At 61.9% G+C, this 22,322-nt stretch carries 15 protein-coding genes and 1 pseudogene; 11 read left to right on the top strand and 5 right to left on the bottom strand.

Going from position 1 to position 22,322, the window contains the following annotated elements; all coding sequences use genetic code 11:
* Positions 1–151: 151 nt before the first annotated feature.
* Both C0606_13285 and C0606_13280 read right to left on the bottom strand, forming a co-directional pair.
* On the bottom strand, positions 152–1,192 hold the full coding sequence (locus tag C0606_13285; GenBank protein PLX36782.1) for a hypothetical protein: 1,041 nt from the start codon (positions 1,190–1,192) through the stop codon (positions 152–154).
* Positions 1,189–2,649 carry a DNA methylase N-4 gene (locus C0606_13280; GenBank protein ID PLX36781.1) on the bottom strand — a complete coding sequence of 487 codons (1,461 nt, stop codon included), beginning with the start codon at positions 2,647–2,649 and terminating at the stop codon, positions 1,189–1,191. The genes C0606_13285 and C0606_13280 overlap by 4 nt, the downstream gene beginning before the upstream one ends.
* A 1,142-nt stretch (positions 2,650–3,791) precedes the next feature.
* Here C0606_13280 and C0606_13275 point away from each other — a divergent pair.
* Genes C0606_13275 through C0606_13265 form a run of 3 tightly spaced genes read left to right on the top strand, consistent with a single transcriptional unit; the run spans position 3,792 to position 6,623 of the window.
* A complete protein-coding gene (locus C0606_13275) occupies positions 3,792–4,682 on the top strand; it encodes a tripartite tricarboxylate transporter substrate binding protein (GenBank protein PLX36933.1) in 891 nt (296 codons plus the stop codon).
* Positions 4,682–5,125: a hypothetical protein gene (locus C0606_13270; protein PLX36780.1), complete on the top strand. Its 444-nt coding sequence runs from the start codon at positions 4,682–4,684 to the stop codon at positions 5,123–5,125. The genes C0606_13275 and C0606_13270 overlap by 1 nt, the downstream gene beginning before the upstream one ends.
* A gap of 13 nt (positions 5,126–5,138) precedes the next feature.
* Positions 5,139–6,623, top strand: a complete 1,485-nt coding sequence (locus C0606_13265; protein ID PLX36779.1) for a C4-dicarboxylate ABC transporter permease — start codon at positions 5,139–5,141, stop codon at positions 6,621–6,623.
* 30 nt (positions 6,624–6,653) lie between these two features.
* On the opposite strand, the gene C0606_13260 is transcribed toward C0606_13265, so the two are convergent.
* Positions 6,654–7,136 carry a hypothetical protein gene (locus C0606_13260; GenBank protein PLX36778.1) on the bottom strand — a complete coding sequence of 161 codons (483 nt, stop codon included), beginning with the start codon at positions 7,134–7,136 and terminating at the stop codon, positions 6,654–6,656.
* 119 nt (positions 7,137–7,255) lie between these two features.
* On the opposite strand from C0606_13260, the gene C0606_13255 reads away from it, so the two are divergent.
* The gene (locus tag C0606_13255) at positions 7,256–10,696 is read left to right on the top strand and encodes a bifunctional proline dehydrogenase/L-glutamate gamma-semialdehyde dehydrogenase (protein PLX36932.1); all 3,441 of its coding nucleotides are present in this window, start codon (positions 7,256–7,258) and stop codon (positions 10,694–10,696) included.
* A gap of 52 nt (positions 10,697–10,748) precedes the next feature.
* On the opposite strand, the gene C0606_13250 is transcribed toward C0606_13255, so the two are convergent.
* Complete coding sequence (locus tag C0606_13250; protein ID PLX36777.1) at positions 10,749–12,275, bottom strand: hypothetical protein; 1,527 nt, start codon at positions 12,273–12,275, stop codon at positions 10,749–10,751.
* Between C0606_13250 and C0606_13245 the strand changes: the two genes are divergently transcribed.
* From C0606_13245 to C0606_13215, 7 genes are all read left to right on the top strand, one after another.
* Positions 12,274–12,483 (top strand): hypothetical protein, encoded by a 210-nt coding sequence (locus C0606_13245; GenBank protein PLX36776.1) that lies wholly within the window; start codon positions 12,274–12,276, stop codon positions 12,481–12,483. The genes C0606_13250 and C0606_13245 overlap by 2 nt on opposite strands.
* Positions 12,484–12,789: 306 nt before the next feature.
* On the top strand, positions 12,790–13,602 hold the full coding sequence (locus C0606_13240; protein ID PLX36931.1) for a hypothetical protein: 813 nt from the start codon (positions 12,790–12,792) through the stop codon (positions 13,600–13,602).
* 333 nt (positions 13,603–13,935) lie between these two features.
* Positions 13,936–14,421 carry a hypothetical protein gene (locus C0606_13235; GenBank protein ID PLX36775.1) on the top strand — a complete coding sequence of 162 codons (486 nt, stop codon included), beginning with the start codon at positions 13,936–13,938 and terminating at the stop codon, positions 14,419–14,421.
* Between the two features lie 273 nt (positions 14,422–14,694).
* A complete protein-coding gene (locus tag C0606_13230; protein ID PLX36774.1) occupies positions 14,695–15,399 on the top strand; it encodes a hypothetical protein in 705 nt (234 codons plus the stop codon).
* 141 nt (positions 15,400–15,540) lie between these two features.
* The gene (locus C0606_13225; GenBank protein ID PLX36773.1) at positions 15,541–16,710 is read left to right on the top strand and encodes a methyl-accepting chemotaxis protein; all 1,170 of its coding nucleotides are present in this window, start codon (positions 15,541–15,543) and stop codon (positions 16,708–16,710) included.
* A gap of 854 nt (positions 16,711–17,564) precedes the next feature.
* Complete coding sequence (locus tag C0606_13220) at positions 17,565–18,764, top strand: porin (protein PLX36772.1); 1,200 nt, start codon at positions 17,565–17,567, stop codon at positions 18,762–18,764.
* Positions 18,765–19,386: 622 nt separating this feature from the next.
* Complete coding sequence (locus C0606_13215) at positions 19,387–21,501, top strand: hypothetical protein (GenBank protein PLX36771.1); 2,115 nt, start codon at positions 19,387–19,389, stop codon at positions 21,499–21,501.
* A gap of 445 nt (positions 21,502–21,946) precedes the next feature.
* On the opposite strand, the pseudogene C0606_13210 reads toward C0606_13215, so the two are convergent.
* Positions 21,947–22,141: pseudogene (locus tag C0606_13210) on the bottom strand (hypothetical protein).
* Between the last annotated feature and the right edge of the window lie 181 nt (positions 22,142–22,322).

Genomic DNA, 22,322 nt, shown 5'->3' with positions numbered 1-22,322 from the left:
GGGGTCCTTTCCCTGGCGCCTGGGGAAAGCACCACTACTTGCCATTGTGTCGTCGTTGTGTCCGAATGGTTGGATGGGTCGCGATTTCGCTATCATCGCGAGTAGACACGCCGAGGCTCCCAAATCGGCGGACCATCAGCTTCCGATCGGTCTATGCCGCGCAGTAGCCGTCCCGCCTGTCCATCAGGTCCTGAAGGATCTCGGTGATCTCTGTCAGGGAGGGAGCCGCCGGCGAGATACCCCGCCGTTTGATCTCCGCCAGGAAGTCGTAGATCAACCGGAGCCTTGGCTCGACGAGCCGGAGCGGCGGGAAGGTCTGACCCCGCTTGCAGGCATGGCCGAGGCCTTTCCAACCGTGATAGAGATTCTTCAACAGTAGTCGTTTCGGCGTCGCGTGATGCCGCATCATTGCCGTCGTCATTGCCACGTCGCTCAGCCGGAGCCGTGGCGGCAGGGTGGCGTTGACCGCGATCGCAAGGATCAAAGCCGATCCTGTTTCGTCTTCGGATCGGCCGTTCAGCAACTGATCGTGCGACCGCCCATCGAGGGCATCCTGCATGAGGAGGACGTCTCGGAGTTGGCAACTCTTGTGGACGGAAGCGGCTTCGTTCTCGTTCGCCGGACCGATGAAGCGAACCCGTTTGCCAGGTTCGATGATGATGTCGTCGGGATGGGGGATCGGCTCGGGAACCGGATCTCCCTGCTTTACAGCCGCAGCGATTTCTGCGCGGCAGTGTTCTTGGTAGTCCGAGAACACCTGGTTTTCACGGGCCACTTCCAGGGCTTCTTCGCGCTCTAGGCGTTCGATCCGATCAAGGAGATGGCGCTGGGCATAGGTGTTTCCTTTCAGAGCAGCTGCGATCTCGGCCCGCAACAGAGCCTGACGAACCGGCATTTCGACCGCTCGGTCATTCTCGCGGACGGGGATTGTGCGGAGAAGCTCGTCAAGAAGACGGGCTTTCGTCGGCTGGTCGGAGATCGAAATGGCTGCCTCGGCCTTTCTCGGCGGACGTCCCTTCGGATTGCCCGACTGCCCCTTGCGGAACCGGCCATCGGTCGAGCGGCTCACCACTTCCTTGCCGCAGACCACTGCCTGTTTGACGGCGGACGTGACCTTGTCAGGCAGGCGCTCTGCGGGCGTTCCATGGGCTAGGCGATTTTTATCCGGCGCGCGGTCGTCATTGGCAGTCATCGGTCTGCCTCCCTGCCGAAGTCGCCGACCGGGCGACGGGCGTCATGATCAAGCACTTCCCGGTTTCGCGTCGATCTCGGACTACCCTGTCGATCAGCAGCGGGCGTTTTTTGTTGTCGGTGCTTTGCCCCTCCCGCAGTCTCCAACCCGGACAGGCCACGTTCCTCGGCTATATCCTCGAAGGTTCTGCCGGTATCGCCAAGAAGAGCCGGCTTTCCGGTGTAGCGTTGCCACCGAGCGATGATTGTGTCGCAATAGGCCGGATCGTATTCGACAAGCCGCGCCTGACGTCCACAGCCCTCGGCAGCGATCAACGTCGAACCCGAACCGGCAAAAACATCGAGCACCGTCTCGCCGCGCCGGCTGCAGTCCTTGATGGCATCGGCAACGAGCGCGACCGGTTTGACCGTCGGGTGCATGGCAAGGCTGTCGGACCGTTCCGCACCAAGGCTGCTGATGCCGGCATAGTCCCAGACATTGGTGCGGTATCGACCGGTTTCTCCCAAGCTGAAGGTGTTGGTGTGGGGCGCCGTACCAACCTTGAAGACGAAGACCAGTTCATGCTTTGAGCGATAGAACGAGCCCATGCCGCCATTGGTCTTGTTCCAGACGCAGAGGTTCTTCAGCTCGGTAAAGGCTGTTTCGCCGGCGATGAGCAGTTCCCCCATATGACGCCAGTCCATGCAGACAAAGGCGATCGCACCATCTCTGCAGGCGTCTGCCGCATTGCCGAGGGTCTCGGTGAGGAACTCGGTGAACTCCCGCGTCGATAGCTCACCCGCTGCCATGGCGAACTCGCGATGCCGAATGGCGCCAAGACCGCAGACATGACCGTCGATCGGTACGTTGTAGGGAGGATCGGTGAAAACGAGATCGGCCCGCGCCCCGTCCATCAATCTCGCAAGGTTTGTTCGCGATCGGGCGTCGCCGCACAGGAGCCAATGACGCCCGAGCATCCACAGATCCCCCGCCCTCGATACCGGATCGGCAGGACGCTCGGGGATCCAGTCGACCTCATCCGGCGCTTCTGATGAAGCATTGCGGGCTCCATCGAGCGTGAAATCGATCTCGGCAAGCGAGAAGCCTGTCAATGACACATCGAATTCGAGATCGATCAACGCCTGCAGTTCGATCGCCAGAATTTCTGTGTCCCAGCCGGCGTTGAGCGCAAGCTTGTTGTCGGCGAGGACATAGGCGCGTCGTTCCGCGGCCGTCAGGTGCGACAGCTTCAGGGTCGGCACTTCGGTGATGCCGAGTTCTTTCGCCGCCATCACGCGGCCATGGCCGGCAACGATCTCGCCGTCGTCACTGATGAGCACGGGATTGGTGAAGCCGAAGCGGCGGATGCTGTCACCGATCTGGCGTAGCTGCGCCTTCGAGTGCCGCCGCGCGTTGCCCGGATAGGGCCGCAGCAATGAGATCGGCTGCATTTCGATCTGTGGCTGGCGATCAATCATGGGAGCCTCCACTTTGAGCCCTGATAAGCGAAAAACGATCGTGCGGTCGGTCGCTACCGGGTCCAAGCGTGGAGCGAAGAGATCTGAAAAATCAAACAAAAGAATGTGAAACGAAAAATTCTGCGGAGTGTTGGAACAAAACCCTTCGAAACCCCTTTAAACGCTGTTTGAAGCCGTTTCGAACGATCGGAGAATTTAAACGCCCCCAGCAAATCCGATGAGGTCGATGCCGCGGCTGAACGGATATGGAAAAAAGCCCACAGTGATTCGCCAAAATGACTGTCGTCGGCACCATCGCATTCAATGCCAGCAATCGCTCTTGCAGCCCGCCAATTCCTACCCAGCGGTACCAGGAATAACCGCTGTCGGCACCTCCTGAGGCTGACGCCTCCTGCGGCTCGCGACAGAAAAGAGCAACGCTGCACCGCCTAACGCCACCACAGAGTCGGCAAACGCCAATCCGATCTCGCCTTTCGTCAACCGCTGCGCGGCTACGGGCTCCGTCGTTCCGCTCTCCGGCACAGCTATCCCGGATAAAGACAATCGGTTTCCGCTTAATGGCAACGGATTCCCACATTGCGGCAATGTTTTACCTGATCCCGGCGATAGGCGAACCGCCGGGAAGATCGGCTATCCTTCCGTAACTCATTGGAGAAAACGGAGAATATCGGGAACGTGCCCGGACTAAGAGGACTTCGCATACCCGTCTTGTTCCCAAAATCGGAGACGAGTTAGCGCCAGACTGCGTCCTCCGCCATCATCTGACTTCGCGCTGTCGCCCTTCGGGCTTCGCTCCAGTCGGGGCCTCGCATAAGCTCGGACGGCCTTTAGCCTTGCGAACCCTGCGGGTTCGGTTCTTCTCCCCGACTATCTGCCATTCATTCGCTCTCGGAAGTCTCGTTGTGCTTGTCGACCCGGCCGGGAGGTGTCCCTGTCGGGCGCGCGATCGCATTCGGCTGCAGGCCAACATTCGGTGTTTATCAGCGCTTTAGGGACATGCCGTCGCCTTGACACCACTGCGTTTTCCACGATGATGAGTCGGCAAAATAAAATTGTGTAGGGAGCGAAAACAAATGCTGAGAAAATTCGTTGCGGTGGGGCTCGCCACGGCACTCACCACTGCGGTCGGCATTGGCGCCGTCATGGCCGCCGATGGGTACCCCGATCATGCCATCACCATCATCGTGCCGTCGAAAGCCGGTGGGTCGACCGATACGACCGCCCGGATTTTCTCCGAAATCGCCGAAAGCAAGTTCGAGGGGTTCGAGTTCGTCATCAACAATATGGGCGGCTCCGGTGGCCAGAAGGGCTTTGAGGCGATCGCGCGGGCCGAGCCGGATGGCTACACGATCGGCATGAACTTCACGCCGCAGCTCGTCGCGCACATCGTTTCGAAGCGCGCGGACTACACGCTAGACAGCTTCCACGTCATGGGCAATGTGGCGCAGGATCCGGGCATCGTCGTCGTTCCGAAAGACAGCGCGATCAAGAACCTCACCGATCTTGCCGAAGCCGCGAAGGGCGGTGCTCTGACCGTTTCGGTCAACGGCATCGGCTCGGATGATTTCCTTGCCGCCAAGTCGTTTGAAAAGCAGGCCGGCGTGACCTTTAACCTGCTGCCGACCAAGGGCTCGACCGAACAGAAGGCCGGCATTCTCGGTGCCCATGTCGATGCCGCCTTCATGAACCTGTCGCAGATGATCGCGCAGCACAATGCGGGCGATGCCCACATCATCGCGCTGCTGACGGAAGAGCGCGCGCCGGCGGCGGATCAGGTTCCGACGGCCAAGGAGCAGGGGTTTGAAACCTACATGACCGCCACGCGTGGCTTTGTCGCTCCGGCGGCTGTCGATGGGGCGATCCTTGAAAAGCTCGACTCGATCCTCGCGACGGTGGTTGCCGATCCTGCGTTCCAGGAAAAGACCAAGGCCAGCAAGATCGACCTGCTGCCGATGAACGGTCCGGACTACGCGGCTTATCTGGCGAAGCTCCAGGCTTCGACTCAAGAAGTGTATGACGCGGCTCCCTGGTGATGAATCGGGCGACCGTTGATCGGATCGTCCTTGCCAGCTTCGTGATTCTGTCGGTGCTGCTTTATCTCAGCACCGACAGTTATCCCGGCATCGCGCAGAAGACGTCCGCCAAATATGTCCGTTTCCTGGCTGTGTGCCTCGGCGGCCTGGGGCTGGTACAGCTCGGCATCAGCCTGCTGAAGGAAAAGCTGCCGGTCGGGCTCGACTTCACCGAGCACTTTCCGCGCTTCCTCGGGCTGATCGCGGCGTTGATCGCATTCGGGCTCAGCTTCAATACGCTCGGGTTCTTCATTCCGGCCGCGGTGTTCATTCCCGCGATCGCCGTGATGCTAGGGCACCGAAACGCCGTTGTCATCGCGGCGACGACGGCGGGCCTGCTGGTCGCTGTCTATGTGATCTTCGTGCTGATCCTCGGCATCACGCTCCCCGGTCCCCGTTTCTGAGAATTGGCCTGAGATGGAATACCTCTCCGTAGTCTTCACCCTGCCGGCATTGCTGACGATTCTGCTCGGCACTTTTGCCGGCGTGGTCGTCGGCGGGATGCCGGGATTGACGGCGACGATGGCCGTTGGGCTGCTCGTGCCGTTCACCTATACGATGGATCCGACGCTCGGCCTGATGCTGCTTGGCGGTATCTATTGTGGCGCGATGTATGGCGGTTCCATCCCGGCCATTCTGCTCAACACGCCGGGCACGCCGGCGGCTGTCGCGACCGCGATCGAAGGCTATCCGATGAGCCGTCGGGGCGAGGGCGGGCTGGCGCTCAAGACGTCGGTTATCGCGTCGTTCATGGGCGGCTCGTTTTCGATCGTCATTCTTCTGCTCTTCGCGCCTCTGCTGGCGCGGCAGGCGCTGCATTTCGGTCCGGCCGAAACCTTCCTTCTGGCCCTGATGGGCCTGGCCGGCATCATTTCGATTGCCGACGAAAACACTTCGCTTATCAAGGCGCTGCTGTCCGGTGTCCTCGGCATGATCATCGCGGTGGTCGGCACGGACGATATGTCGGGCAGTCTGCGCTATACGGCGGGCCTGACCGAGCTGATTGACGGGATCGATTTCATGCCGGCGCTGATCGGCCTGTTCTCGATGATCCAGATGCTCGAGCTGGCCGGCCAGCGAGGCTATGTTCCGATCGATACCTCGGCGCTTTCCGGGCCGCAGAAGAGTTCCAAGCTGCCGCGCGGCATCGGCCGGTTCATGGCACTCGGCTCGGCGACCGGCACGGTGATCGGCATTCTTCCGGGTGAGGGGGCGACGATCGCGGCCTTCATTTCCTACAATTTCGCCAAGCAGATATCGAAAGCCAAGGCGATGTTCGGGAAGGGCAATCCCGAAGGTGTGGCGGCCGCTGAAGCCGGCAACAATGGCTGCGTCGGCGGTTCTCTGGTGCCGACGCTGACACTCGGCATTCCCGGCAACTCGGTCGCGGCCGCGCTGATGGGCGCGTTCATCATCCACGGGATGATCCCGGGGCCGGAGCTTTTCACGATCTATGCCGACCGTACCTATCCGTTCATCCTGTCGATGTTCCTGGCCAATATCACATTCCTGATCATCGGCCTGAGCTTTGCGCCCTATCTCGCCCGCATCGCGCTGATCCCGCCGGCGATCATGGTGCCGGTGGTCTCCGCCTTTGCGGTGCTCGGCTGCTACGCGCTCAATCAGTCGGTGTTCGATATCTATCTGATGATCGGCTTTGCGGTGTTCGGGCTGCTGCTCAAGAAGCTCGGCTATTCGCTCGAGGGCCTTATCCTCGGTCTGATCCTTGGGCCGATCGCCGAAGGCGGCTTCTCGCAGGGCATGATCATCGGCAAGGGTTCGCCGTCGATCTTCTTCCAGAGCGAGATCGCCAAGGTTATGTGGGTGATCATTATCCTGCTGCTGATCCCGCCGCTGTTCGGCCTGTTCCGCAAGCGCCGCGCCAACGGCAAAGCCGCCTGAGCGTTCGGCGGATAACGGGTTTGAGGCGATCTACGTCGACGGCTGCAGGATCTGCACGCCCCAGTCGCGCACGCTTTCCATCGATACATAGGTCGAGGTCGAGGCGACGAAGGGCAGCTGCGATATGGTCTCGCTGAGCACCCGGCGATAGGTCTGGATGTCCTGCGTACGGACCTTGACGAGATAGTCGAAGCCACCGGCGATCATGTGGCATTCCTCGACCTCGGGGATCTCGCGCACTGCCTTGTTGAAGGCCTGCAGCGCCTTTTCGCGCGTGTCGGACAGACGGATCTCCAGAAAGGCGATGTGCTCGAGGCCGAGTTGGCGCGCCGACAGCTCCGCCCGGTAGCCGACGATGACGCCGTCCGCCTCCAGCCGCCGAACGCGGGCGGTTACCGGGGTTTTCGACAAGCCGACGCGCTGACCGAGTTCGGTCATCGAAATACGTGCATCACGCGACAGAATGGACAGGATGGAACGGTCGATCTGGTCCAGGTTTTCGATCGTGTTCATTTATTTGGCCCGCTGGATCGAAATTTTGTAGGTGAATAGCCTATCAGATGAGTTTCTTCAGGCAAATCGTCTGTCTTTGATTTGGTAAAATGGCTCTCAGGTGCATTGAGGGTTTCGCCATGATCGATCTGGACCGGAAATGGGATATCAACAAGCGGCGCGACGAGGCGGAGCTTCTCGCTGAACTGGTTAGCCGGGCCGATCTCGACGCGGATACGCGGGCGCGGATCGTGCAGCGTGCGGCGGGTCTGGTCGAGCATATCCGAACGGTGTCGCGCCCGGGCTTGATGGACGTGTTCCTTGCAGAATACGGGCTGTCGACGGAAGAGGGTGTCGCGCTGATGTGCCTTGCCGAGGCGCTGCTGCGGGTGCCCGATGCGGCGACCATCGACGCGCTGATCGAAGACAAGATCGCGCCGTCCGACTGGTCGAGCCATATCGGCCAATCATCCTCGCCGCTGGTGAATGCGTCGACCTGGGGCTTGCTCTTGACAGGCAAGGTGCTCGATGACGCCGAGCCCGGCATTGCCGGCACGTTGCGCGGCATGGTGCGGCGTCTCGGCGAGCCGGTGATCCGCACCGCTGTCGGCGGCGCGATGCGCGAAATGGGCCGGCAGTTCGTGCTCGGGCAGGACATCAAGGCGGCGATGACGCGGGCCTCGCGCAAGGAAGCCGCCGGTTTCACCTATTCCTACGACATGCTCGGCGAGGCGGCGCGCACCGCCGGTGATGCGGCGCGCTACGCCAAGGCCTATTCGCAGGCGATCGACGCCATCGCAGCGGCCTGTACGCACAAGGACATTGCCGCCAATCCGGGGATTTCGGTGAAGCTCTCTGCGCTGCATCCGCGCTACGAGGTCGCCAAGACGAAGCGGGTCGTGGCCGAACTCGTGCCGGTTCTCTCCGGTCTGGCGCGCCAGGCGGCGCGTGCCGGCATGGGCCTCAATATCGACGCGGAAGAGTCCGACCGGCTTGGTCTGTCGCTGAAGGTCATCGAAGCGGTGCTGGCCGATCCCGAGCTTGCCGGCTGGGACGGCTTCGGCGTCGTGGTGCAGGCCTATGGCCGGCGCGCCGGCGATGTCATCGACGGGCTCTACGAGATGGCGGTTCGTTATGACCGGCGCATCATGGTGCGCCTCGTCAAGGGTGCCTATTGGGACAGCGAGATCAAGCGGGCGCAGGTCGAAGGGCTGAGCGATTTTCCGCTCTTTACCCGCAAGGCGGCGAGCGATGTCAGCTTCCTTGCCCATGCGCGGCGGTTGCTCGGCATGACCGACCGGCTCTATCCGCAATTCGCCACGCACAACGCCCATACGGCTGCGGCGGTTCTGGAAATGGCCGCCGGGCTGAAGCCCGAGACCTTCGAATTCCAGCGGCTGCACGGCATGGGCGAGGCGCTGCACGACATCATTCAGCGCGAGGAGGGTGCGCGCTGCCGGATCTACGCACCGGTCGGCGCGCATCGCGACCTGCTCGCCTATCTGGTGCGGCGGTTGCTCGAGAACGGCGCGAACTCGTCCTTCGTCAACCAGATTGTCGATGAGGAAGTGCCGGCGGTTGAGGTCGCGGCCTGTCCGTTCGAGGCTCTGGCGCAGGAACCTGGGCCGTTCGAACCCGTGCTGCGTGCCCCGCCGGAGTTGTTCGCGCCCGAGCGGCGCAATTCGAAAGGCTTCGATCTGACCGACGTGACGGTACTCGAGGAAATCGATGCCGCGCGCATGCGCCCGGTGCCGTTCACCGTCGGCCCCATGATAGCGGGCACTGCCGAGGGAAGCGGAGTCGAGGACGCGCACAATCCGGCGACCGGCGAGGTCATCGGCCAGGTGGTGCTTTCCAGCGCCGGAGATGTCGAGACGGCGTTGTCGGCCGCGCGGGTCTGGGATGCGTCTGCGCAGGAACGGGCCGAGGTGCTGAACCGGGCTGCCGATCTCTATGAGGCGGATTTCGGTGCGCTGTTCGCGCTGCTCGCCAGCGAGGCCGGCAAGACGCTGCTCGATGCGGTGGCCGAACTGCGCGAAGCGGTCGATTTCCTGCGCTATTACGCGGCCGGGGCAAGCGGCCTTGCCAATGGGCCGCGCGGCACGTTCACCTGCATCAGCCCGTGGAACTTCCCGCTCGCGATCTTTACCGGGCAGATTTCAGCCGCGCTTTCTGCCGGCAATGCGGTGCTTGCAAAGCCCGCCGAAACGACATCGGCGATCGCGGCCTGGGGTGTGAGGCATCTTCACGAGGCCGGTGTGTCGCGCGAGGTCCTGCAGCTTCTGCCCGGCCATGGCCGCGTGATCGGCACTGCGTTGACCTCCGATCCGCGCGTCAACGGTGTTGCCTTCACCGGCTCGACCGCGACGGCGCGACGTATCCAGCGCGCGATGGCGATGGGGTGTGAACCCGGCACGCCGCTCATTGCCGAAACCGGCGGACTCAACGCCATGGTGGTCGATTCCACCGCGCTGCCGGAACAGGCGATCCGCGATATCGTCGCCTCCGCCTTCCAGTCGGCCGGCCAGCGCTGTTCGGCGCTGCGCTGCCTCTATGTGCAGGAAGATATCGCGGCGACGATACGCGAGATGTTGATCGGGGCGATGGACGAGCTCGAGCTCGGCGACCCGTGGGAACTCTCGACCGATGTCGGCCCGGTGATCACCGAGCAGGCGCGGCAGGAAATCACGACCTATGTCGACCAGGCGGAGAAAGAGGGGAGGCTGATCCATCGGCTTGCCGCCCCGTCCGCCGGGACCTTCGTCGCGCCGTCGCTGATTTCGGTTCGCGGTATCGGCGATCTGACGCATGAGGTGTTCGGCCCGGTGCTGCATATGGCGACCTTCAAGGCGAAGGCGCTCGACAAGGTCATCGCCGACGTCAACGCGACCGGCCACGGCCTGACCTTCGGGCTGCACACGCGCATCGACGACCGGGTGCAGACGATTGCGGATGCGATCCACGCCGGCAACATCTACGCCAACCGCAATCAGATCGGCGCGATCGTCGGTAGTCAGCCGTTCGGTGGCGAAGGCCTTTCGGGTACGGGCCCGAAGGCCGGCGGGCCGCATTATCTCGCCCGGTTCACGCGCAGTGACGCCCCGCGCCACAACATTCTCGACCTTGATGACGCCGGTGTTTCGAAGATTGCGAAGGCGCTGGGTGAGGCGAGGGCGCCGAAGATCGAGCACGCGCCGGCGATCCTCCCCGGACCAACCGGCGAACTGAACCGACTGTCGACGGTCGCCCGTCCGCCGCTCCTTTGCCTTGGTCCCGGCGAAGACGCTGCTGCTGCGCAGGTTGCTGCCGTCGAGGCGCTCGGCGGGTGCGCGGTCGCGGTCGACGGGGCGCTGGCACCGGCGGATCTCGTCACGCTACCGGCTTTCGGCGGTGTGCTGTGGTGGGGCTACAGCGATACGGCGCGTCGGCTCGCTGAAGCGCTTGTCGATCGCGAAGGGCCGATCGTGCCGCTGATTACCGGCCAGCCGGATGCGGCGCATGCTTTGTTCGAGCGGCATTTGTGCGTCGACACGACAGCGGCCGGTGGCAACGCGAGCCTGCTTGCCGGCGCGCCGGATTGATTTGCCGTGGATTGGCGGCGGGCCTCGCGGGAGACCCGCCGCGCATTGCTGCTTAGTACTTGATGCGCCAGCCTTTCAGGCTGTCCGAATTGCCGTCGTCCTTGTACTGGATCACCCGCAGGGAGCTCGGCTCGATCGAGAAATAGGCGTCCTGGCCGAGGCGGATGTACCAGCCGTAGCCGCCGAAATCGCGCCAGTGGCTGCCGTCGCCATTGTAGCCGTAGGGGCCGCAATTGCCGCCGCCGTAGTACTCCTCGGCCTTGGCGATGCGTTCCACTTCCTCTTTCGACAGGTCGAAAATATAGCCGTCGTCCTGGTCGCGCAGGCCGCAGGCGTCCGCCTTGATTGATGCGCCCAGCGCGTCGCGGGCGAAGCTTTCGATCGAGCCGAGTCCGTCGGCAGAATCAACCGTGATGCCGGTGATGTCGACGTCGCCGTCGCTTGATTTCACGCTGAAGGTTTTCGCGCCCGGGGCGAATTCGAGCTTCGCGGTCCCGGTCTTGCAGCTCGACGCCAGATAGATCAGTACCTCGCCGCCGTGCATCTCGGTTTCATTGACCACCCATTTGCAGCCCGGCATCGGCAGGTAGCGATTGTCGCCGGCACTGAGGAATCCTTCCTGTGCTTCAGACGGGCAAAGGCCGGTGACCGGAAGCGGCTGCTCTCCACCCTCGCAAGCGCTGCCAGCGGTTGGCGCCGTGTTCGCCGCCGCGGCAGTTTCAGGTCGCGGCTGCGCCTCCTTGCGCGGTTTGTTGCGCGCTGCCGTCGGTTTGTCCCGACCGGAGTTGTTCCCGTCCCGCTGCATGCGGGGTTCGTTCTGCGGCTGGTCGCCGAAGTTTTCCTCGTCACCGAAGCTGTCCTGTCCGCCACGGTCCGGCTGTTCCTCGCCGAATCCATCCTGCGGATCGTCGGCCTCGTCGTCCCGGTAGTCGCCCGGTTCGTCCTGATAGTCGCCCGGTTCGTCGCGATATCCGGACGCGTCGGGGGCGGGCCCGCCGAACTCGCGGGGCTCGCCTGACATGGGGGCGTTCGGCATGGGGGCGTTCGACATGGCGGCGCCGTCGCGAGGCATCTCACCCATCTGGCCGCCGCGTGCGCGGGCATAGTTCGCGGCGCATTCCTCCACCATCAGCATCGCGCTCGACGAGCCATTCAGCGAGCCCGTGATTTCGGCGCCGTTGAAGGTGATACCTATTTCGCGGCCGCGGCGAAGCAGATCTTGGCCGCGGAACGACAAACGCACGAACTGCCAGCCGGGTCCGTTGCGTTTGAAAACGACGCTCTTGCCGGTGTTGTCGACGCGAATATAGCCGCGCGCGCTCTTGCCCTTGTTGCGGCCGCCGGCGAACCAGTCGAAGCCGTCAAAGGCGATCCGAATGCGCTCGTCGCGCTGGCCGCGCGTCGCCGTGCAGTAAAGGAACCTGTCGCCGCGCCATGCTGAGTGGACGCGCCAGGCTTTCACCTTGCCATAGTTCTGTTGCTTGAACTTCGAAGCGGCTTCGGCAGGCTGAACCATGAATGCGAGCGCAAGGATCGGGGCCGCCATGGCGATTGCAAGGAAAGGGCGTGAAGAAAACATGCTCGAAGGTGCCTTTCGGGTTGGCCTGGTGCGGAAACTGTCAAAGGGCATTCGCTGTTATCCCGTTTTTCCTGCGGGAGACCCTTTCACGACAGAAATTGCCGTTGAGGATGGAAATGGCGCGGCCCTGGCAGGCGGCGCCGTTAGTTTCCTCGGGGTATTCCTGCAGTGCGGCGGCTTTTTGATCACAGATTTTTTTCAACGTTAGTGATCCTGCCCGGTCGGATCAATTCCTTCCTCTCACGCGGTCTTTCCCCTTGTGGTGCAAAGACCCATTGCTGTTCGTCGCGGGTGTCGGTCCAGAGTCTCATTGTGAAGCGTAGTCGGCAACTCGTTGCGCTCGTGATCATTTCGCGACGGCTGTGTCGTTTTGCACGTTGCGTGCGGGTGGGGTTTCCGCTGCCGTCGTCACAGCATTTTTCAGTTTTTGTATCGCGTGTCCCCGGTTCCGGTTTCCGGGTCCGGTGGCGCGCGGTCCGACATTTGTCAGGAGGGGATGATGGTCGGCATTGAAATGGTATCGCGAGCTTGGCGTGTAGCTGCTGTGGGCGGAGCTGCTGCGCTCTGTCTGGGTTTGGCGCCGGCACGTGCGGATGAGGCGGAAGACCTTGCCAAAAAGGCGGCGAACCCGGTTGCGTCGCTCATCAGCGTTCCGATCCAGGTCAACTATGATCGAGGCATTGGCCCGCTCGACGACGGCTTTCGCGTGACGACCAATGTTCAGCCCGTCATTCCATTCTCGATCAACGAAGACTGGAACCTGATTTCCCGCACGATCATTCCGTTCGTCCATCAGGAAAACATCTTTCCAGGGGCGGGAACGCAGACCGGCGTCGGCGACGTCATGCAGAGTTTCTTCGTTTCCCCGGCACAGGCGACCGCCGGCGGTCTGACCTGGGGTCTCGGCCCGGTTTTCGTGCTGCCGACGGCGTCGGACCCGTTGCTGGGCTCGGAAAAGTGGGGGGTTGGTCCGACCGGTGTGGCGCTCGTCCAGAAGGGGCCGTGGACGGTCGGCGTTCTTGCCAACCACATCTGGTCGGTCGCCGGCGACAGCAAGCGCGCCGATGTCAGCCGCAGCTTCGTGCAGCCGTTCCTGTCCTACACGACGCATAGCGCCTGGTCGTTCGGTTTGCAGACGGAGGCGACCTATGACTGGGAGGCCGACGATTGGTCGGTCCCGATTCAGGTGAATGTGTCGAAGATGACCACCATCGGGCGGCAGCCGGTCAGCTTCTCCGCTGGCGTGCGGTACTGGGCGGTGTCACCGACAGGCGGGCCCGAAGGTATCGGCGCGCGGCTCGGCGTCAGCTTCCTGTTCCCGAAATAGGCCGGTTCCGGCGCCTACTGTAGATAGGCTTTTTCCTGTGTAACCGGGCCGGTGGCGGGGTTTCGTCGCCGGCCCTTTCGTTTGTTTTGTGTTGTATATTATTCGAAAAGTGCATCGATCTAAGGTTGACGAAGATCTCCAGGAACACCTTTTCGATCGCCTTTCTTTCCATATAGAAGATAATGTTGAGCATTGTTGACTAAATGAAATTACATCGAATTGTTGTGAAGACTTGATTGAAATCAATTGCCTCTGCGTGACTCGACGCTAGATACCCGTGAGTGGTGTGGGATTACGCCCGCGAAATGCGGAAATTACTTACGGTTGATTCCGATGGACAGTGTAGTTGGGCCCGGCGGTGTTGCATCCGGCGATATGGTCAATATCTGGTTCGATTCCTGCGACATAACGCAGGATATTCGCGATCGGTTGTGGTCCTACATCGCCGATGAGATCGACCAGATTCTCGATAAGTTCTACGGGCGAATTCAGACATCGGAATTTCGCAGTCTGATCGACAACACCGATGTTCCGCTGCTGAAGCACAAGCAGATCAATCACTGGCGGCGGCTGATCGAGTATCCGGTCGATGACGATTACGAGAACCGGCTGCGCAACATGCATGCCTACCATTTGAATGTCGGGCTGAAGAACAGCCAGTACATCGCCTCCTACTTCTTTCTCATGAATTTGTTCCAGAAAGCGGTGCTGCGCCACGCATCCGGACCACGTGAAGCCTATGAATTGATCGTGGCGCTCAACAGCATCATTTCCGAGGATATTTCCCGCGCGCTGAGCATCGAAGTCATCGAACTCTGAAATTCCCTGGCGTGGTTCCCATCGTTTGGTCGGGGCCAGTACACTTTCGATATAGTATTGAAGTACATGATTTAATCGGCTGTTTTTGTTTTTTAGGATTCGCTTAAATACAGATAGTCCGGCCACCATCAAATAAAAGTGTAGAGCCCGGATAGTTCGACTTGTTTCGTGAAAGTATTGGTTAACTGCTTGATGGGATTCTTTTCCACGTACGCGCGGCTGGCGTGGGAAAAGGGGCCCAAAATGAAACTGACCATCTCCAAAAAGGTGTCCATGGTGTTTGGAACCTTCGTTCTGGTGTCCGCTGGAATGGGGCTTCTCGCGTACCAGTCGGCGATGAAGATCGGATCCAACGGGATCGAGGTCGGCCAGAAGCTCGCGCCGCTCGCGGATGCTGCGATGGAAATCAAGCTGACCGCCACGCACGCGCACCTTCTGTTCGAGGAGATCATGTCGGGCGATGAAGGCGAGAGCATCGAGGAAGTCTGGAAGCTGATCGGCGAGGCACAGTTCTACGCCAATGCGATCCTGGAGGGCGGGGAGAACGACGAAGGCGTCTTCCATGCGACGACCTCTCCGGCAATTCGCGAGAAGATCACCTCGGTGCAGGAAGATGTCGCCGAGTTCCGCAGGGCGGCCGAGACGCGCTACGCGTCGCTGTCGCAAAAGCAGGGTGTGGGGACAGGTGCCGACGAACAGTTCGACTCTCTTTATGAATCACTTGTCGAGCGGATCGCCGGTGTTGCCGGTTCTGCATCCCTGAAGAATGATGCGTCTGCGCAGGAAGACGCCGGAACTGCGCGTTATGCGCTTGCCAACGGCCATCTGCTGGTCGCCGAGATCCTCGGGGGCGACGAAGGCGAGGACTTCAACGCCGCGATCGGCAGTTTCGAAGCCGCGGGGAAGGCCGTTTCCAGCCTGAAGGGCAAGGGCGGAGACGATGCGTCCCTTGCCGAGGTCGAGACCGGCATCGCCTAGCTCATTTCTCTGGCGCAAGTTCGATACGAAAAGTCGAAGTCGGTCGCCAGCGCCGGCTCCGGTGCTGATGAGGCGTTCGATGCAACCTTTGAGAAATTCATTCAGGAAGCGGATGAAGCCGAGGAACTCATCCACGATTTCATGGATGAACGGCTGAACGCGCTCTATGCCGAAACGGACAAGTCCGGCTATTTCATCACTATCGGCGCGTCGATCGTCCTGCTGCTGGCATTTTCCGGGCTGGTCTTCTTCCATCGTAATATCGCCAAACGGGCTGCGGAACTTGCCGCGCTCGCCGGCGAGCTCGGATCCGGGAACACCGATGCGGCCATGCCGTCGTGGCGTTCGGGCGACGAACTGGGCGACCTGTCATCCGCGCTCGGGTCCTTCCGTGAAGCTCTGCTTCGCCAAAAGGAGCTTTCCGATCAGGTGTCCGCCGAACAGGTACGGCGCCAGGAAGAACAGCGCGCGATGATGGTCGAGTTGGCCAATTCCTTCCGCGAGCACGTCAGCGAGTATTTCTCCGAGCTCGATTCGGCTTCGCGCATGCTTTCCGACTCGGTGGAGATTCTCGAGGGCGCGGCCCAGTCATCGGAGGACGTGGTTCGCGGGACGGTCGAGGCTTCCGAGTCGGCTTCGTCGAACGTTCAGACGGTGGCAACGGCCTCGGAGGAACTCAGCGCCTCGATCGGCGAGATCAACAGGCAGGTCGACACCACGTCCGGCATTGTCAGTGATGCGACGCGTAAGGCCGAGGCGACAAATGAGAAAATCGTCGGTCTGGCCGGTGCGGCGGAGAAAATCGGCGAAGTCATCGTGCTCATCCAGTCGATTGCCGAACAGACGAATCTGCTGGCGCTCAATGCGACCATCGAAGCGGCCCGGGCAGGGGACGCCGGCAAGGGTTTTGCCGTCGTTGCCGCGGAAGTGAAGGAACTTGCGACGCAAACGGCCAAGGCAACCGAAGAAATCGGCGGCCAGATCGCCGCGATCCAGGCGTCGACCGGTGAGGCCGTGAAGGCGATCCACCAGATCGCGGAAATCATGCGGGACGTCGATACGCATACCAATTCGATTGCCGCGTCAGTGCAGCAGCAGGGCGGAGCGACGACCGAAATTACCCACAACATCTCGCAAACCGCGGATCGGACCGAGCAGGTCGGGTCAAACATGCGGTCGATGAGCAGTGCGATCGCTGAGGTTGGTCAATCCTCGTCGCAGGTGCGGCAGGCGTCGCACGATGTGTCGACTCACGTTGCGCAACTGCGCGGCGCCGTCGACAAGTTCCTTGATCAGATGCTGGTCGCCTGACCGATACTTGCGGCACGCCGTATTGCCGGCGCCGTCCGCCGGATCAACGCGAGTCGTTTTTCGCGATTCGACGGGTTGTCGAGATTCGGCGGTAGGGCGGCGAGTCGTGTCGGCTCTGGGTGCCGCGCGCCTCATACATCGGTTTCTGAGGGTGGAGGGCGCAGGTCCTTTCCCGGAAAAGTCCGGCGCAACCGCGCGCCCATTCAGGCCCCGTCGGGGCCGTCCCCTATATATAAGTGCACGCGACATCCGGTTCGGCGGTGATTGGAGTCGGAAACGTCGGCCGAATCCGGCCTTGTCCCGATCATGCCGGCTTTGCGCGCGCGGCTCGCCCCGAGTTCCCGGATGCCCGTTTTCCGCGGAATTCGGCGCTTGCGGGGAACCTGGCGCCGTTTCGCGCAGTTTGCAGCGCAACAAGACCGTGATCGAGTCGGTCCGCGTGCAACCCTTGGCGAATCCGGCCTCGGGGGCGGTTCGGCTTGTCCGACAAACCCTTTTCTCCGCACTCCCGGCCCCCGGAATTGTTGTTGATGCAGCGAAATGATCCCGTTTATTAACAAGGCCTTAATGGAAAGTCGCTGGTGGTCGCCAGTATGGTGACAATTCTGCAACACCGGAAACCAAAAGGCCGTTTGGAGGCCGGAATTGGGCGTTTGTTGGTTGATCGGAAAGGGCAGATGGATAATGTGGCGATGCGAGCAACGCTCATGCAGCGATTGCGTGCCGTAACGCTAAGGCCGAGGTAGGCGAAGCGCGGGACGGCAGTTTCGCGGGGAACTGGGTAGGTTACTAGTCGGGCAACTGAGACTGAAGTGCCTTCCCTGGAATAAGATGACTCTTTTGGAGGTCAGGAAATGAAGATGAAAAGCCTTATCCTCGGCGCAGCGGGCATCATGGCAGCGACCGGCGCTCAGGCCGCCGATCTGCCGGTTGCTCCGGAGCCGGTTGACTACGTCCGCGTCTGCGACGCTTACGGTTCGGGTTTCTACTACATCCCGGGCACCGAGACCTGCCTGCGCGTTGGCGGCGGTATCCGCGCTGAATATCGCGTGTGGGACTACGACACCAACTACCGCTTCAACCGTCGCTTCGGCGCCGCGGTTAACCAGGGCCCGACCACGTCGACCCGCGCTCGTGCGTATGTCCGTCTCGACTCGCGCACCAACACCGAGTTCGGCCTGCTCCGCACCTACCTGGACGTCTGGTTCACCGGTGACTCCTACGGCGGCACCTCTGGCACCACCGTCACTCTGTGGAACGCCTTCATCCAGCTCGGCGGTCTGACCGCTGGTCGTGCGACGTCGTTCTTCGACTTCTACACGGGCGACACCTTTGAGTCGGTTATCGACCTGGCGCAGTCCGACCGTAAGACCAACCTGTTGGCTTACACCGCTGCTTTCGGCAACGGCTTCTCGGCGAGCGTTTCGCTTGAAGACGGCACCTTCCGTGCGCACGGCATCGGCGTCCCGGCTCTCGTCCCGGTCGTCGGCAACGGCTACGGCTGGCACCGCTTCCCGGATCTGGTCGCCAACCTCCGCGTTGACCAGGGTTGGGGTTCGGCTCAGGTGATGGGTGCTCTGCACGACGTCCGTGACGCCTATGCCTTCGGTGGTGATGACTCGGAAGTCGGTTTCGCGATCGGCGCCGGCGCCACGTTCAACCTGCCGATGATCGCCCCGGGCGACTCGGTTTCGTTCCAGGTGGCCTATGCTGACGGCGCCACCGACTACCTCGCTCCGGATGTTGGCCTCGACGGCTACTACCGCGGCAACGGTACGATCGCGACCGTCACCGGTTGGTCGGCCAGCGGTGGTTTCACCCACTTCTGGACCCCGGAAGTTGCCTCGTCGTTCACCGCTTCGTATGTCGACATCGACAACCCGGCGATCGGCGCGTCTGATTTCGATCAGTGGGACATCCAGGCGAACATCAAGTGGATGCCGGTTTCGGGCCTGACCATCGGCGCGGAAATCGAATACGAAGACACCAACTTCGCCGTCGGTCCGGATAGCGACCGTTGGGTTGGTCTCTTCCGTATCCAGCGCATGTTCTAATCTGATCATCTGATCGGATTTGAAGGGAACCCGGCGAGCTTTCTCGCCGGGTTCTTTTTTGTTTGTTTTTTGAATTCATTTCGGGCCAACGGTCCAAACCCATTTCATCAGCGGCGTGCCTGTCGCGAGCGATCGGCGACGGCCGGATTGCCGGCTCGGGTCGACCGAAATCCCACTCCGCAATTTTTCGGTCCGCGTGCTGCGTTTCGACGGGGCTTGTCGTTTGTTTCCGGTCGAGCGCTGTTTGGTTCCAGGAGCTGTGCGCAGCAACGGGGCTGGCTGCGAAACGGGATATCCCGGTGAATCAAAAAATCCGTCGAACGTTCTGTAATATCGTAAGAAAAGGCGTTCGCGGGTTCTCCGCTCTGAAGTTCTCTGTCGCCGGTCTGTCAGCGGCGAGGTTCAGTTTTGGGCTGCGTGGGTGCCATGAGTTGGCCCGAACTGCCGTGCCTGGTGCCTGTCACGTTGTCTGCGACAGCATTTCCCGTGCGCAACTGGCGTGATTTCGGTGAATGCCGGTCGACTCATCCCGAATATGCTTTAATCAATTAGCGACGGATTCCGGCGGGTGCCGGGGGTGAATTCAACTGAGCAGGGGCCCTGTTCAGAAGGGGAATTGGGAATGGGGATGCGTTGGACACACGGGCTCGCCGGTCTGGCGGCTGTGGGGATACTGACTGGCGGCGGCAGTCTGATGAAACTGTCGCCGGTGGAAGGCGATCTTTCGGAACGGAGCGCGGCCGGTTTGGTCGAGGACGCCCAGCCGTGGGCTTCCACCACGTTCGATGGACGCGATGCGGTTCTGACCGGTCAGGCGCCGACACCGGAAGAGCAGAACCTTGCCCGCAAAGCGGTTGAGAGGGTCTGGGGTGTCCGCAAGGTGGTCGACAACACCGAGGTGATCCCGGTGGCCGATCCCTATGTGGTGTCACTCTCCCGGGAGCGGGATGCATTCACGCTGTCGGGCAGCGCACCGCGGGAGTCCGTGAAACAGGCGCTTGTGGAAAAGGCCGGTGAAGTCGCGGGCGGTAGTGTCGTTTCGGAAGAAATGACGTTGTCGCGGGGTGCGCCGGCTGGTCTCGCCGAGGGTTTTGGCTATGTGGCGGAAATCGTTGGAGAACTGGGCGCAGGTATTGCGACCTGGACCGGGTCGACAATCGCGGTCTCCGGTGTTGCGCGTGATGCGATGAGCTACGTTTCAGCGTTAGAGAAGGTTGAAGGCGGTGCCCCGTCCGGTTTCCAATTCGGAACGGTCGACATCAAGGCGCCGGTGGTTGAACCCTATCTCTGGTCTGCCGACAAGAGTGGAAGCGGTGTTCGCCTCGCGGGTTTCGTCGGCGACCAAGCGGGGCGCGCGGCACTTTATGAGCGTGCGGGGGCGCTCGGTGCTGTGTCGGATGACATGGCCTATGGCTCGGGTGCGCCGCACGGGTTTTCCGACATGACGACGTTCGCGCTCACGCAACTTGGCAATTTCGACGACGGGTCGGCGCGGTTTGACGGCAAGACGCTTTCGATCAGCGGCGCGCTCGCAAGCCGGGAAGGTCAGGCGGCGTTCGCCGAGGCCCTGTCCGTGGGAAATGTCGCAGGAATTCCGGTTGCAGCCGGTGAGATAGCCGGGCCGGTAGTGTCGCCGTTCGAATGGTCGGCAATGAAGTCCGCGGATGGTGTTGTCCTCGACGGCGCTGTTCCCGATGCGATGTCGCGCCGCGTTCTGGTCGATGCGGCCGCAGGGCTCAATGCCGGTGCGGTCAACGATCAGATGCTGCTGTCGCGGGGCAACGCGGCGAATTTTCCGACGCTTGCTAGCTATGGCCTGTCGCGGCTGGCGCTGCTGGCGCCCGGCGCGACGGCGTCGATTTCCGACAATGTGCTGACGCTGAGCGGCGAAGCGCTCTCTCGCGAGGCCTATGCCGCGCTCCGTGAAGGCGCCGACGCGCCGGGACTTGGCGGGGCAAGTATCCGGGCCAATGTGACGCAGCCTGTCGTTTCGCCCTATGTCTGGGGCGCCGCAGTTTCGGGTTCGACGGTGACGCTGAACGGTTACGTGCCGGATGATGACACGCGCGGTAAGCTGATTGACCTTGCGCGCACCAAGTTCGGCGGCTTCTCGGTGGATGACCAGATGGCGATCGGTGACGGCGCGCCGGACGGCTTCCTCAATGCGGCTTCGGCTGCGTTGCAGGCCGCGAGCCGCCTCGGCGAGGGACAGGTTTCCCTGTCGGATCAATCTCTTGTGGCCAGCGGGGCGACCTATCATCAGGGCGCTCTTCAGGCGGTTCGAGCAGCCTTGTCGGGGCATCTGCCTGCGGGTTTTGCGGCCCAATCCGACAGTCTCGCGGTGCAGGCGCCGGGTGCGGCTGTCAGCGCGCTTGAATGTCAGGATCTGCTGACGGGCCGCATGGCGTCTAGCCGCATTCTGTTCGATTCCGGCAAAGCCTCGATCCAGGAGCACAGCTTCGGCCTTCTCGACAATCTCGTCTATATGGCGCAGCGTTGTCCCATGGCCGGGATCGAAATCGAGGGTCACACGGATGCCGACGGTTCCGACGAAGCCAATCAGGCGCTCTCGGAAGCGCGCGCGCGGGCCGTTGCCGACTATCTCGGCGGTGCTGGCGTTGCCGGGGACCGGCTGTCGGCGATTGGCTACGGTGAGAGCCGGCCGGTTGCCAGCAACGATACGGACGAAGGCAAGGCACAGAACCGGCGGATCGAGTTCCGGGTTGTGGAAGAATAGGGAGGCCGACGCATGTGGTACATGATTGTTCAGCATTGGTGGCTGCTTCTTCTGGCAGTCCTTGTGGGGATTGCTCTTGGCTGGTGGGCGTGCGCGCCTGACAAGCGCTGACGTGGGAACAGGAGGATTAGCTATGGTCTGGTATCTGGTTCATTTGTTCCTGCTCGTTCTGGCGGCGCTTTTCATTGGTTGGGTGATCGGTTGCCTGATCCGCCGCTGGCGCAGCGACAGCGCGGCCGTGGCCGGTGGGTCGGCGGCAGCGGGCACATCGGCGGCGTTTGTCGCCAAGACGGCGGAAGACGATGCGCGTCGCAAGGCCGAGGCCGAGGCAACGGCCAAGGCAGAAGCCGAGGCCAAGGCGAAGGCTGACGCCGACGCTGCTGCAGCGAAAGCAAAGGCTGAGGCCGAGGCTGCGAAGACTGCAGCGGAAGAAGAAAAGCGCAAGGCCGAAGCAGAAGCCAAAGCCAAGGCGGAAGCCGACGTTGCCGCTGCCAAAGCCAAGGCGGACGCCGATGCGGTGGCTGCCAAGGCGGCTGAGGACGAGGCGAAGGCGAAAAAGGCGGCCAAAGCCAAAGCCGATGCTGCCGCGAAGGCCAAAGCCAAAGCGGAAGCGGCCAAAGCCGAGGCATCGTCGGTTGATATTGGCGACGAAGAGGCCGCAGCGCGGTTGGCCGCGCTACCGGCGGATGCGACGTCGGAGCAGAAGGCCGATGCGGTCGGCGCGCGCCCGACGGGTCTCGCTGCTGCTCGTGGCGGCAAGGCCGACGACCTCAAGCGTATTCGCGGCATCGGTAAGGTCAACGAAGGCAAGCTCGCCGGGC

The organism is Hyphomicrobiales bacterium, assembly GCA_002869065.1.
Classification (GTDB): domain Bacteria; phylum Pseudomonadota; class Alphaproteobacteria; order Rhizobiales; family Rhodobiaceae; genus Rhodobium.
Note: the sequence above shows the minus strand (reverse complement) of the source record. Positions and strands in the feature narration are given on the sequence as shown.